The 12,455-nt window shown below is 60.5% G+C and carries 11 protein-coding genes and 2 pseudogenes; 9 read left to right on the top strand and 4 right to left on the bottom strand.

The window, feature by feature from the left end; genetic code table 11:
* Positions 1 to 44 precede the first annotated feature (44 nt).
* Positions 45 to 1,037, top strand: a complete 993-nt coding sequence (locus NL123_RS01855; protein ID WP_248485106.1) for a hydrolase — start codon at positions 45 to 47, stop codon at positions 1,035 to 1,037.
* Here the strand turns inward: NL123_RS01855 and NL123_RS01850 are convergent.
* Positions 1,024 to 1,878 carry a sulfurtransferase gene (locus NL123_RS01850; RefSeq protein WP_248485107.1) on the bottom strand — a complete coding sequence of 285 codons (855 nt, stop codon included), beginning with the start codon at positions 1,876 to 1,878 and terminating at the stop codon, positions 1,024 to 1,026. The genes NL123_RS01855 and NL123_RS01850 overlap by 14 nt on opposite strands.
* Before the next feature lie 33 nt (positions 1,879 to 1,911).
* On the bottom strand, positions 1,912 to 2,583 hold the full coding sequence (locus NL123_RS01845) for a TetR/AcrR family transcriptional regulator (protein WP_016976019.1): 672 nt from the start codon (positions 2,581 to 2,583) through the stop codon (positions 1,912 to 1,914).
* A 146-nt stretch (positions 2,584 to 2,729) separates the two neighbouring features.
* Here NL123_RS01845 and NL123_RS01840 point away from each other — a divergent pair, with 146 nt between their 5' ends.
* The 5 genes from NL123_RS01840 (at position 2,730) to NL123_RS01820 (ending at position 7,308) form a co-directional block, all read left to right on the top strand.
* On the top strand, positions 2,730 to 4,157 hold the full coding sequence (locus NL123_RS01840; protein WP_248485109.1) for a coniferyl aldehyde dehydrogenase: 1,428 nt from the start codon (positions 2,730 to 2,732) through the stop codon (positions 4,155 to 4,157).
* Between the two features lie 28 nt (positions 4,158 to 4,185).
* Positions 4,186 to 4,731: a twin-arginine translocation pathway signal protein gene (locus tag NL123_RS01835; protein ID WP_248485111.1), complete on the top strand. Its 546-nt coding sequence runs from the start codon at positions 4,186 to 4,188 to the stop codon at positions 4,729 to 4,731.
* A 35-nt stretch (positions 4,732 to 4,766) separates the two neighbouring features.
* Positions 4,767 to 6,362 (top strand): GMC family oxidoreductase, encoded by a 1,596-nt coding sequence (locus tag NL123_RS01830; protein ID WP_494357116.1) that lies wholly within the window; start codon positions 4,767 to 4,769, stop codon positions 6,360 to 6,362.
* A gap of 114 nt (positions 6,363 to 6,476) precedes the next feature.
* Positions 6,477 to 6,956 carry a pantetheine-phosphate adenylyltransferase gene (coaD, locus tag NL123_RS01825; RefSeq protein ID WP_003176711.1) on the top strand — a complete coding sequence of 160 codons (480 nt, stop codon included), beginning with the start codon at positions 6,477 to 6,479 and terminating at the stop codon, positions 6,954 to 6,956.
* Between the two features lie 100 nt (positions 6,957 to 7,056).
* On the top strand, positions 7,057 to 7,308 hold the full coding sequence (locus tag NL123_RS01820; protein ID WP_003176712.1) for a YfhL family 4Fe-4S dicluster ferredoxin: 252 nt from the start codon (positions 7,057 to 7,059) through the stop codon (positions 7,306 to 7,308).
* Between the two features lie 122 nt (positions 7,309 to 7,430).
* Here the strand turns inward: NL123_RS01820 and mutM are convergent, their stop codons facing one another.
* Positions 7,431 to 8,243, bottom strand: coding sequence for a bifunctional DNA-formamidopyrimidine glycosylase/DNA-(apurinic or apyrimidinic site) lyase (gene mutM / locus NL123_RS01815; RefSeq protein WP_016976014.1), 813 nt, complete (start codon positions 8,241 to 8,243; stop codon positions 7,431 to 7,433).
* A gap of 21 nt (positions 8,244 to 8,264) precedes the next feature.
* On the bottom strand, positions 8,265 to 9,077 hold the full coding sequence (locus NL123_RS01810) for an HDOD domain-containing protein (RefSeq protein WP_248488271.1): 813 nt from the start codon (positions 9,075 to 9,077) through the stop codon (positions 8,265 to 8,267).
* A 277-nt stretch (positions 9,078 to 9,354) separates the two neighbouring features.
* Here NL123_RS01810 and NL123_RS01805 point away from each other — a divergent pair, with 277 nt between their 5' ends.
* From NL123_RS01805 to NL123_RS01795, 3 genes and pseudogenes are all read left to right on the top strand, one after another.
* Positions 9,355 to 10,551, top strand: coding sequence for a class I SAM-dependent rRNA methyltransferase (locus NL123_RS01805; RefSeq protein WP_003195152.1), 1,197 nt, complete (start codon positions 9,355 to 9,357; stop codon positions 10,549 to 10,551).
* Positions 10,552 to 10,800: 249 nt separating this feature from the next.
* Positions 10,801 to 11,145, top strand: a pseudogene (locus NL123_RS01800) (MFS transporter); the annotation flags it as partial.
* Positions 11,146 to 11,197: 52 nt separating this feature from the next.
* Positions 11,198 to 12,451, top strand: a pseudogene (locus tag NL123_RS01795) (IS3 family transposase).
* Positions 12,452 to 12,455 lie beyond the last annotated feature (4 nt).

Here is a 12,455-nt window from a genome sequence, read left to right as displayed (position 1 = left end):
AAGCCCGCTCGCCACAGTTAAATGCATCCGCAGCAGAGCGTGTCATGACCCCTTCTTCCGACCTGTTCACCCCCGCCTTCGGCCTCGGCAACCCCCACCTGCAGACACTGTGGGGGCCGCTGTGGCGCCCCACCACCCACATCGAACGCCAACGCGAACGCCTGTGGCTGGACGACGGCGACTTCCTCGACCTCGACTGGCATGGCCCCCATGACGCGCAAGCACCGTTGGTGCTGGTGCTGCACGGGTTGACCGGTTCCTCCAACTCGCCCTACGTGGCCGGCCTGCAAAAAGCCCTGGCCGCGCAAGGCTGGGCCAGCGCGGCGTTGAACTGGCGCGGCTGCTCGGGCGAACCGAACCTGTTGGCGCGCAGCTATCACTCCGGCGCCAGCGAAGACCTGGCGGCGGCGATTGCCCATCTGCGGGCCAAGCGACCGCTGGCGCCGCTGTATGCGGTGGGTTACTCACTGGGTGGCAATGTGCTGCTCAAGCATTTGGGCGAAACCGGCGAGGCATCCGGGCTGCAAGGCGCGGCGGCGGTGTCGGTGCCGTTCCGTCTGGACCAATGCGCAGACCGTATCGGCCTGGGCTTTTCGCGGGTCTATCAGAAGCATTTCATGCGGGAAATGCTGGCGTATATCCGCGTCAAGCAACGCCGTTTTCTACAGGACGGCCGGGCGGAAGGGTTGAAGACGCTTGAAGCCCTGGGCTCGTTGGAGAAGATGCGCACGTTTTGGGACTTCGACGGCCGGGTCACCGCGCCGTTGCATGGTTTCCTGAGTGCCGAGGACTATTACCGCCGCGCGTCGAGCCGCTATTACCTGGGTGATATCCGCACGCCCACCCTGATCATCCAGGCCGCCGATGACCCGTTTGTGTTTGCCCACAGCCTGCCCGAGGCCAGTGAGCTGTCGGACTGCACCGAGTTCGAATTGCTGGCCAAGGGCGGGCATGTCGGTTTTGTCGATGGAACGTTGAAGCGCCCCGGTTACTATCTGGAGCGCCGTATTCCGGCCTGGTTACTCAGTCGCCGGTAGCGATGGCCCGCGCCGGATCGGTGATCCACTCGCTCCACGACCCTGCATACAACTTGCCCAATGGGTAACCCGCCAGGCTCAGGGCGAACAGGTTATGGCACGCTGTCACTCCTGAACCGCAATACGCCACCAGCTCATCCGGCGAGCGCCCCTGTAATTTTTCGGCGAAGCGTTGCTTGAGCTGCTCGGCGGGCAAGAAGCGGCCGTCCGGACCCAGGTTTTCGTTGAATGCCGCACACTGCGCCCCAGGGATGTGCCCGGCAATCGGGTCGATGGGTTCCACTTCACCACGAAAGCGCGGCTGGGCGCGGGCATCGATCAGGGTCAGCCCGGGTTGGCCCAGGCGTTTTTGCAGGTGCTCGGCATCCAGCACCAGGCGATTGTCCGGCGTACCGACAAAGGTGCCCGGCTCAACCACCGGTGCGTCCAGGCTCAGCGGAACCCCGGCCGCATGCCAGGCCTTGAGGCCACCATCCAGAATAAAGACGCCATCACGCTTGCCCAGCCAGGCCAGCAACCACCAGGCCCGTGCGGCATAGGCTCCAGGGCCGTCGTCATACAACACGATATCGGTGTCGGCGTTGATCCCCCAGGCACGCAATTGCTCGGCGAAGGCATCTGCCTCCGGCAACGGATGGCGACCGGTCACACCCTTGGTCACCGGCCCGCTGAGGTGGCGCTCCAGGTCAGCATACTGCGCGCCCTCGATATGCCCTTCGGCATAGCTGCAGAGCCCGTAGTCCGGGTCTTCCAAGGCAAAACGGCAATCGAGGATCACCAGCCCGGCCGACTTCTGGCGCTCGGCCAGTTGCTGGGGGCTGATCAATTGGGCGAGCGGCATGACGGACTCCTATGAACAGATTCGGGAAAGGTCCTACTTCACTTCTTCCAATGCCTGATTCAACGGCACGTAAAATTCTTTGAACAAGGCATCGACGGCCTCCTTCGCCTGGGGCGTGACAAACCCCGCCTCCAGCACCAGCACCTGATACACCCCGCGCTTGATCGCCTCGGCGCTCAAATGTGCAGAGTTTTCATTGGTGGTGCACAGAAAGCGCACCCAGGAGGTGAGGATGATCCAGGCATTGAGGGTCAGGGCTTCGGTTTGCACCGGGTCCATATTGAGGATGCCAGCGTCGACAAACCCTTGGTAAATGGCGCCGCCCTGGGTCAGGCAGCGCTGGGAAAAACGCCGGTAGCCGGTGGCCAGTTCCGGGTCGCTTTCCAGCAGGTGTTCGAGGTCGCGGTGCAGGAAACGGTAACGCCACATGCCGGCCAGAACGGCCTGCAGGTAGAAGCGTTTGTCTTCGACGGTGACGGCGCGGCCTTGGGGCGGGCGCAGGAAACTGTCCACCAAGGCTTCGTATTCGCGAAACAGCACGGCGATGATCGCCTGCTTGTTGGGGAAGTGGTAGTACAGGTTGCCCGGCGAAATTTCCATGTGGGCGGCAATGTGGTTGGTGCTCACACTGCGCTCGCCCTGCTGGTTAAAAAGCTCCAGGCTGGTTTGCACAATGCGCTCGCTGGTCTTTACTCGTGGTGCCATAGGGGATCAGCTTCTTTACACGTGATAAGGCATCTTACGGCCTATCCTTGCACGGATAAAACCGGATGTTGCTGCAATGTTATTTGACAATTTAGAGTAATGACTCTAAAAATCCAGGCAGACCTATAACAATCGGGAACGCCGCCATGTCTGCCAACGTTGCCTATCTGCAAGATTCCCAGGCACTGGACCAGCTCCAGCACCTGTTCGATACCCAGCGCCGCGCCTACGCCGCCAACCCGATGCCGCCAGCCACGCAGCGCCAGCAATGGCTCAAGGCCCTGCGCGATCTGCTCAGCGACGAGCGCCAGGCGCTGATCGACGCGATCAGCCAGGACTTCAGCCACCGCAGTGCCGACGAAACCCTGTTCGCCGAACTGATGCCCAGCCTGCATGGCATTCACTATGCCAGCAAACACCTCAAGGGTTGGATGAAACCTTCCCGGCGGGCTGTAGGCATAGCCTTCCAACCAGCCTCGGCCAAAGTCATTTATCAACCGTTGGGCGTAGTTGGCGTGATCGTGCCCTGGAACTACCCGTTGTACCTGGCCATTGGTCCGCTGGTCGGCGCGTTGGCGGCGGGCAACCGGGTGATGCTCAAGCTCAGTGAGTCCACCCCCGCCACTGGCGAGTTGCTCAAGGCGCTGCTGGCGAAAGTCTTCCCCGAAGACCTGGTGTGCGTGGTGCTGGGTGAAGCCGAGGTAGGCATGGCGTTTTCCAAGCTACCCTTCGACCACCTGCTGTTTACTGGCGCCACCAGCATTGGCAAGCATGTGATGCGTGCGGCGGCCGAACACCTCACGCCGGTCACCCTGGAGTTGGGCGGCAAGTCGCCGGCCATCGTGTCTGCGGATGTACCGCTCAAGGACGCCGCCGAACGTATCGCCTTCGGTAAAGCCTTGAACGCCGGGCAAACCTGCGTGGCGCCGGACTATGTGCTGGTACCTGAAGACCGAGTTGATGCGTTCGTCGAGGCCTACACCCAGGCTGTTCGCGGGTTTTATCCGACCCTGGCCGACAACCCGGACTACACCGCCATCATCAACGAACGGCAACTGGCCCGGCTGAATGCCTACGTCAAGGACGCCACCGACAAAGGCGCCACCCTGATCCCGCTGTACGACCAGGGCCAGGCGCGGCGCATGGCCCACAGCCTGTTGCTGAATGTCAGCGATGACATGACCGTGATGCAGGACGAGATCTTCGGCCCGGTACTGCCGATCGTGCCGTATCGCGGTATCGACCAGGCCTTTGCCTATATCAACCAACGCCCTCGCCCACTGGCCCTGTACTACTTCGGCTACAACAAGCGCGAGCAGGACCGCGTGCTCCACGAAACCCACTCCGGCGGCGTATGCCTGAACGACACGCTGCTGCATGTGGCTCAGGACGATATGCCCTTTGGCGGCATCGGCCCGTCGGGCATGGGCCACTACCACGGCCACGAAGGCTTCCTGACGTTCAGCAAAGCCAAGAGTGTACTGGTGAAGCAGCGCCTGAACGCGGCGAAACTGATCTACCCGCCCTACGGCAAAGCCATCCAGAAGTTGATCCAGAAGCTGTTCGTCCGCTGAAACCGCCACCCACGGGATAACAATAACAATGAACCCTAGCCTGACTGATTCACCCGCGCTGTCGCGGCGCGGCGTCTTGAAGATTGGCCTGTGCGCCAGCGCCTTCCTGGCGACCGCCGGGTTGGGCGCCAGCCTCAGCGGTTGCTCCAGCAGCACGCCGGCCAGCGGTTTCGCCATGCTGCGCAGCAGTGACCTGCCGTTCCTGCGCGCGGTGATCCCGGTGCTGCTCGAAGGCGTGGCCAGCGCCCAGGAAGTTGCCAGCGGGATTGAAGACACCCTTAAGAAGCTCGACTACAGCCTGCAACACCTGTCGCCGGAGATGTTCAAGCTCACCCAGCAACTGTTCGACGTATTGGGCATGGGCGTTACCCGTGGGCCGTTGACCGGGATCTGGGGCAGTTGGGAAAACGCCAGCGGCGAGCAGATACGCAACTTCCTGCACCGCTGGGAAAACAGCTACCTGAACCTGCTGCGCATGGGCCAGGGCTCGCTGCTCAAGCTGGTGATCATGGCCTGGTATTTCCAGCCGGCGTCCTGGGCGCATTGCGGTTACCCCGGCCCACCGAAGATTTGATTCGCCCCCCCCCATAAAAACAAGAGACGACCCTGATGCCCGTACCCGACCTGTTCCGCGACGGCATGGCCCGTGGCTGGAAAACCCACAATGGCGCCGCGCTCGATAACGACCTGACCCTGGAAGCCGATGTGGCGATCATCGGCAGCGGCGCCGGTGGCGGCACCACTGCCGAGATTCTCAGCGCCGCCGGCTACAAGGTGCTGCTGATCGAAGAAGGCCCGCTCAAGACCAGCAGTGACTTCAAACTGCTGGAAGACGAGGCCTACGCCAGCCTGTACCAGGAAGGTATCGGCCGCATGAGCAAGGACGGCGCCATCACCATCCTGCAAGGCCGGGCGGTGGGCGGCACCACGCTGATCAACTGGACGTCGAGCTTTCGCACCCCGGACGCCACCCTCGCCCACTGGGCCAGCGAATACGCGGTGAAAGGCCACAGCAGCGCCGAGATGGCACCGTGGTTCGAAAAGATGGAGCAGCGCCTGGGCATCGCACCGTGGGCCATCCCCCCGAATGCCAACAACGATGTCATCCGCAAAGGCTGCGAAAAGCTCGGCTACAGCTGGCATGTGATCCCACGTAACGTGCGCGGCTGTTTCAACCTGGGTTATTGCGGCATGGGCTGCCCAGTCAATGCCAAGCAGTCGATGCTGGTGACGACCATCCCGTCCACCCTGGAAAAAGGCGGAGAGCTGTTGTACCTGGCCCGCGCCGAGCGCCTCCTCTATAAAGGCGACGCTATCAGTAGCCTGGAATGCGTGGCGATGGACGAGCGTTGCGTGGCGCCTACCGGACGCAAGATCACCGTGAAGGCCAGGCATTACGTGCTCTCCGGCGGCGGCATCAACAGCCCGGCGCTGCTGATGCGCTCGGATGCACCCGACCCGCACTCGCGGCTAGGCAAGCGTACCTTTCTGCATCTGGTGAACTTCTCCGCCGGGCTGTTCGACGAGGTGATCAACCCGTTCTACGGCGCGCCGCAGTCGATCTATTCCGATCACTTTCAATGGCAGGACGGCACTACCGGCAAAATGTCCTACAAGCTGGAAGCACCGCCCCTGCATCCAGGCTTAGCCAGCACCTTGTTCGGCGGCTATGGCACGCAGAACGCCTTGGACATGAGCCAATTGCCGCATACCCACGCCATGCTTGCGCTGTTGCGTGACGGTTTTCACCCCGACAGCCAGGGCGGCAGCGTGGATTTACGCGGTGACGGTACGCCGGTGCTCGATTATCAGGTCTCCCCCTATGCCTGGGACGGCCTGCGCCGGGCGTTTCACAGCATGGCCGAGATCCAGTTCGCGGCGGGCGCCAAGTCGGTCAAGCCGCTACACCACGACGCGCGGTTCGTGAACACCTTGGCCGAGGCACGCCGTGTGATTGACGGGTTGAACCTGGAACTGCACCGAACCACGCTAGGCAGCGCCCATGTGATGGGCGGCTGCGCCATGGGTGAAGACCCGAAAAACGCAGTGGCCGACAGCCTGGGTCGCCATCACCAGTTGCGCAATCTGTCGATCCACGATGGTTCTCTATTCCCCACCAGCATTGGGGCCAATCCACAATTATCGGTGTACGGTTTGACCGCCCAACTGGCGACAGCGTTGGCCGAACGTCTGAAAACAGCGTGAAAAAACACAGTATTCGCCGTGTCTATAGTGCTTTCTTCTGCATAAGTTGACTTTCCCGACCGGGACGGCTGCGATACCATCCGGTTCCCCAACGGACTCCGCCAGGACGACGCGATGAACCGAGTGTTGTACCCAGGTACCTTCGACCCGATTACCAAAGGCCATGGCGATCTGGTCGAACGTGCCTCACGCTTGTTCGACCATGTGATCATCGCGGTCGCAGCCAGCCCCAAGAAAAACCCGCTGTTTCCCCTGGAACAGCGCGTGGAGCTGGCGCGTGAGGTCACCAAACACCTGCCCAATGTGGAAGTGGTGGGCTTTTCCACACTGCTGGCGCATTTCGCCAAGGAGCAGAATGCCAATGTGTTCCTGCGCGGCCTGCGTGCGGTGTCGGACTTCGAATACGAATTCCAGCTGGCCAACATGAACCGCCAATTGGCGCCGGACGTGGAAAGCTTGTTCCTCACGCCGTCGGAGCGTTATTCGTTCATTTCCTCGACGTTGGTCCGTGAAATTGCCGCTTTGGGCGGAGATATCACCAAGTTCGTGCACCCGGCCGTGGCGGATGCACTGACCCTGCGCTTCAAGAAATAAGCCCCCAATCGGCGCCTGCTCGCACTGCGGGCGCCAATGCGGCACAATTGCGCGCATTAGTTTTCAGATGCCTTGGCTGACAGCCCTGGCAGGAGTTTCCATGTCCCTGATCATCACCGACGATTGCATCAACTGCGACGTCTGCGAACCCGAGTGCCCGAACGCCGCAATTTCCCAGGGCGAAGAGATCTACGTGATCGACCCGAACCTGTGCACCCAGTGCGTCGGCCACTACGACGAGCCGCAGTGCCAGCAGGTTTGTCCGGTGGATTGCATCCCGCTGGATGAAGCCCATCCAGAGACGCAAGAGCAACTGATGGAGAAGTACCGCAAGATTACCGGTAAGGCCTGACCCACCTTTAGCGCCTGTCATGACCTCATCGGGGGCAAGCCCCCTCCCACATTTGGATTGCGAACACTTTCACTGTGGGAGGGGGCTTGCCCCCGATGGCAATATCAGCAATCACCCATCAATCAGCTCTGGCACTTAGGGCAAAACACACTCGCGCGCTGTCCCAGCACCACATTGCGCAATTCGCTGCCGCAGACCTTGCACGCCTCGCCGCCCCGGCCATAGACGAACAGTTCCTGCTGGAAATACCCCGGCTGCCCGTCGCCGCCGATAAAGTCGCGCAACGTGGTGCCGCCACGCTCGATGGCCGCCGCCAGCACGCGCTTGATCTCGATCGCCAGCTTCAAATAACGCGCTCGCGAAATACCACCCGCCTCACGACGCGGATCGATCCCCGCCGCAAACAGCGCTTCCGTCGCGTAGATATTGCCCACACCCACCACCACCGCGTTGTCCATGATGAACGGCTTCACCGCCATCGACCGCCCACGGGACAGCTGGAACAGACGCTCACCGTCAAACAGGTCGGTCAGCGGCTCCGGCCCCAGGCGGATCAGCAGTTCATGGTTGTGCGGGTCCTGGCTCCAGAGCATCGCGCCAAACCGCCGAGGGTCGGTGTAGCGCAAGGCCAGGCCGGACTCCAGTTCGATATCCACATGCTCATGCTTGGCCGCTGGCATGCCAACCTCTACCAGGCGCAAGTTGCCCGACATGCCGAGGTGGCTGATCAAGGTGCCCACTTCGGCATTGATCAACAGGTACTTGGCCCGCCGCTCCACCAGCACGATGCGCTGGCCGGACAGGCGCACATCGAGGTCTTCCGGGATCGGCCAGCGCAAGCGTCGCTCGCGCACCACCACGCGGCTGACCCGCTGGCCTTCCAGGTGCGGCGCGATCCCGCGCCGGGTGGTTTCGACTTCTGGTAACTCGGGCATGTGTACCTCTTGAAGGAAGGATCAGTGGGCGCCCAGTTCGCGGATCGACAACTTCATGCTCTCGAAGTCGTAGTCCGACAGCCCCACGTAATCCAGCACCAGGTGGCCGATGGCGTTCCACTCATGGTCCACCGCCTGGTTACCCAGCACGCGGTAGGACGAGCAGATGTGCTCGGCCATTTTCAGGATCGCCAGCAGGTTCTTCAATTGCGAATTGCGCGCTGACTCATCGCTGAAAATCGCCAGGGCGTTGTGGTGGTTGGCGATGGCGTCAGTCACATGCTGCGGCAGGCGCCAGGATTTCGCGGTGTAGTAGCCAACCACCGCATGGTTGGTGTTGAACGCGTTGTTCTCGGTATCGACCACGCGGCAATCGGGGCCGGCATTTGCATACGCCTGCTCCAACACCGACATGTAGTTGGGGAAGCGCTTGAGCATCAACGGCACGCCACAGTCGTGGAACAGGCCCAGGGCATAGGCCTCGTCCACCGCCTGGGCGCCGGTGCGCTTGGCCAGGGTGAGGCAGGTCATGGCCACATCCTGGGCGGTGTCCCAGAAGCGGTTGAGGGTGACGATGGTGTCGTCGCTCATCTCGCCTTTGATCGACAGCGCATTGATCAGGTTGATGATCGAGCGGCTGCCCAGCAGGTTCACCGCGCGCTGGATCGAAGCGATCTTGTTACTCAGGCCGTAATACGACGAGTTGACGATCTTCAGCAACGCGCCGGACAGGCCCGGGTCCTGGGAGATCAGCCGTGCGATCACTTCCAGGTCCGGATCGGGCATGTATTGCTCCATCTGCAAATCCACCATGATTTGCGGCTGGGGCGGCACGCTGATGCCTTGCAGGGCCTGTTGGATCTGTTCGGCGGAAAGCTCTTGGGACATAAGTACACACTCTGGGCTAGGCGGGGATTCTAACCCCTAAGCAAACCTGACCGACACCCAAATGCCCGATTGAAACCGGACTAAATGTGGGAGGGCGCTTGCTCCCGATGGCATCACCGCCGTACGTCAGATACACCGCGCCGCCTGCATCGCGGGCAAGCCCACTCCCACATGAACCGCGCCGCAACAGGTATACTCCCGCTCTTTTTTCCGGAGCGACGTCATGTCCCTGCCAAGCCTGCGTCTCAAAGCCAACGCCGATCGTCGTTTGCGCAACGGCCACCTGTGGGTCTACAGCAACGAAATCGACGTGGCCGCCACCCCACTCCACGGCTTCCAGGCGGGCGACCAGGCCATCCTCGAAGCGGCCGGCGGCAAGACCCTGGGCATCGTGGCCATGAGCCCGAACAACCTGATCTGCGCCCGCCTGCTGTCGCGCGATATCAAGTTGCCGCTGGACAAGTCGCTGCTGGTGCACCGCCTGAACGTCGCCCTGTCGCTGCGCGATCGCCTGTTCGACAAGCCGTTCTACCGCCTGGTCTACGGCGATTCCGACCTGTTGCCGGGCCTGGTGGTCGACCGTTTCGGCGACATCCTGGTGGTGCAGATCGCCTCGGCGACCATGGAAGCGCATAAAGAAGACGTGATCGCCGCCCTGACCCAAGTGCTCAAGCCGAGCGGCATCCTCTTCAAGAACGACTCCGCCGCACGCGACGCCGAAGGCCTCAATCGCTACGTGGAGACCGTGTTCGGCCTGGTGCCGGAGTGGGTGGCGCTGGAAGAAAACGGCGTGAAATTCGAAGCCCCGGTGATCCAGGGCCAGAAAACCGGCTGGTTCTACGACCACCGCATGAACCGCGCCCGCCTGGCCCCGTATGCCAAGGGCAAGCGCGTGCTGGACCTGTACAGCTACATCGGCGGTTGGGGCGTGCAGGCTGCTGCCTTCGGCGCCAGTGAAGTGTTCTGCGTCGACGCTTCCGCCTTCGCCCTCGACGGTGTGGAGCGCAACGCCGCGCTGAACGGCTTTGCCGAGAAAATGACCTGCATCGAAGGCGACGTGTTCGAAGCCTTGAAAGAACTGAAAGCCAGCGAAGAACGCTTCGACGTGATCGTCGCCGACCCTCCGGCCTTCATCAAACGCAAGAAAGACATGAAGAACGGCGAAGGCGCCTACCGTCGCCTCAACGAGCAAGCCATGCGCCTGCTCAGCAAGGACGGCATCCTGGTCAGCGCGTCGTGCTCCATGCACCTGCCGGAAGACGACCTGCAAAACATCCTGCTGACCAGCGCCCGTCACCTGGACCGCAATATCCAGATGCTGGAACGTGGTGGCCAGGGTCCGGATCATCCGGTGCATCCAGCGATTGCCGAGACGCGGTACATCAAGAGCATTACGTGCCGGTTGTTGCCAAACAGCTAAAGCCAAGCACAGATAAAAATGTGGGAGGGGGCTTGCCCCCGATAGCCGTGTGTCAGCCAGCTAATATGGGGCTGACACTACGCAATCGGGGGCAAGCCCCCTCCCACATTTGTTTTGTGGTTGCCGTAAACGCTTTTCCTACCCAAGCAAGCCACCTCAATTCAGGAAGTTTCTCTCAACGCTTTTGATTGAATTCCACTTTTCGCAGACTAGTATCCGTTTCTGGTTTTACTCCGGAAAACAAAAACAATGTCTCGGCCCTACCTCTCCCGCTTCATCCTCATCACCTGCATTTCATTGATCAGCTTCTTTCCGATCAATATTCTCTTGCCCTCATTCCCTGCTCTGGCGGCCCGATTCGACACGCCAAGCGCAGACGTCGCGCTCTCGATCAGCCTGTTCACCCTGGTCTTTTCCATCTCCCAACTGATCGCCGGCCCGCTGTCGGACAAGTGGGGCCGCAAGGAAGTCCTGCTCGGCTGCATCACGTTGTCGATCCTGGGTGCGATCGGTTGCGCGATGGCAACGGACTACCTGACCTTCCTGCTGTTTCGCTCTGTCCAGGCCCTGGGCTGCGGCTTTTTTGTATTAGGTGTCTCGTCCTAAATAAGGTTTACACCTTCTGACGTCTTATCGGGAAGGTGCAATGAATACGGGCGCAAAACGCAGTCAACGAGATTACACGCTGACTTTTAAATTGTCGGTTGTCGACCAAGTCGAAAAAGGCGAGTTGAGTTATAAAGAAGCTCAACGGCGTTATGGGATTCAGGGTCGTTCGACGGTGTTGGTGTGGTTACGCAAGCATGGTCGGCAGGACTGGAGCCAAGGCGCCTCCATTCGGACCCAGAGGAGCCGACCGATGGACAAACCTACCTTGCCGTTGACTCCCGAGCAAAGAATCAAAGAGCTCGAGGAACAACTGGCACTGGCCAACCAGAAGGCCAAATTCTTTGAAGACGTGGTCGATGTTCTGAAGAACGATTACGGTGTATCCGTTGTAAAAAAGCGGTCCGGCAAGTCGTTGCGCAAACCCAGACCCTGAGTGTCAGCAGGGCTTGCCAGTTTATGAGGATCAGTCGCCAAGCCTATTACAAGCGTGACCGGGTCCATCGTGCCCGAGCCGATCAAGATCAGAAACTTCTCCAGTTTGTGCAGGAAGTTCGTGTGCGCCAACCGTGCATTGGCACCCGCAAATTGCACTCGATGATGCAAGCGAAGCATGACAAGCCAGAATTGCATGTCGGACGAGATCGTTTGTTTGGGGTTTTACGAGAGCACCGGCAGTTGGTGCGCAGGAGACGGGCCTATCACAAGACGACCGATAGCCATCATCGCTTTCGCTGCCATCCCAATTTGCTAAAGCCTGGCCCGCAACAAGTCGTAGCTACTGGCCCGGAACAGGTCTGGGTGGCGGATATCACCTACCTATCTACAGGGCGCGATGAACCGGCCTACCTAAGTTTGGTGACGGATGCCTTCTCGAGGAAAATAGTTGGTTATCACGTGCATGGCAGTCTACATGCCGATTCGGTAGCCCAAGCCTTACGCATGGCGTTGAAGGCACGTCGAACGGGCCAGAAACTGGTTCATCACTCGGATCGCGGCGTGCAGTACTGCTCAGTGCTCTATCAAAAAATCCATGCCAAGCATGGCATCACATGCTCGATGACTGATGGCTACGATTGCTACCAAAACGCCTTGGCAGAACGGGTCAACGGAATCTTGAAGGCGGAACTCTTGCTTCACCGGCCGACAGACTTGGTTCAAGCGGAGCAAATGGTGCGGGAGGCGATCTTGATCTACAACCAGGAGCGCCCGCACTTGTCCTTAAAATACAAAACGCCCGATGCAGTGCATCGGGCGTTGGGGTGAAACAGGTGTAAACCTATTTCAGGACTAGACAA

This window comes from Pseudomonas sp. FBCC-B1565 (assembly GCF_059133265.1).
The sequence above is the reverse complement of the archived record's forward strand: the minus strand, read 5'-3'. Positions and strand labels throughout refer to the sequence as shown.

Excerpts from the sequence above, each read along its gene's own strand:
- NL123_RS01855 (WP_248485106.1), top strand. The coding sequence starts at position 45 with ATGACCCCTTCTTCCGACCTGTTCACCCCCGCCTTCGGCCTCGGCAAC.
- NL123_RS01850 (WP_248485107.1), bottom strand. The coding sequence starts at position 1,878 with ATGCCGCTCGCCCAATTGATCAGCCCCCAGCAACTGGCCGAGCGCCAG.
- NL123_RS01845 (WP_016976019.1), bottom strand. The coding sequence starts at position 2,583 with ATGGCACCACGAGTAAAGACCAGCGAGCGCATTGTGCAAACCAGCCTG.
- NL123_RS01840 (WP_248485109.1), top strand. The coding sequence starts at position 2,730 with ATGTCTGCCAACGTTGCCTATCTGCAAGATTCCCAGGCACTGGACCAG.
- NL123_RS01835 (WP_248485111.1), top strand. The coding sequence starts at position 4,186 with ATGAACCCTAGCCTGACTGATTCACCCGCGCTGTCGCGGCGCGGCGTC.
- NL123_RS01830 (WP_494357116.1), top strand. The coding sequence starts at position 4,767 with ATGCCCGTACCCGACCTGTTCCGCGACGGCATGGCCCGTGGCTGGAAA.
- coaD (WP_003176711.1), top strand. The coding sequence starts at position 6,477 with ATGAACCGAGTGTTGTACCCAGGTACCTTCGACCCGATTACCAAAGGC.
- NL123_RS01820 (WP_003176712.1), top strand. The coding sequence starts at position 7,057 with ATGTCCCTGATCATCACCGACGATTGCATCAACTGCGACGTCTGCGAA.
- mutM (WP_016976014.1), bottom strand. The coding sequence starts at position 8,243 with ATGCCCGAGTTACCAGAAGTCGAAACCACCCGGCGCGGGATCGCGCCG.
- NL123_RS01805 (WP_003195152.1), top strand. The coding sequence starts at position 9,355 with ATGTCCCTGCCAAGCCTGCGTCTCAAAGCCAACGCCGATCGTCGTTTG.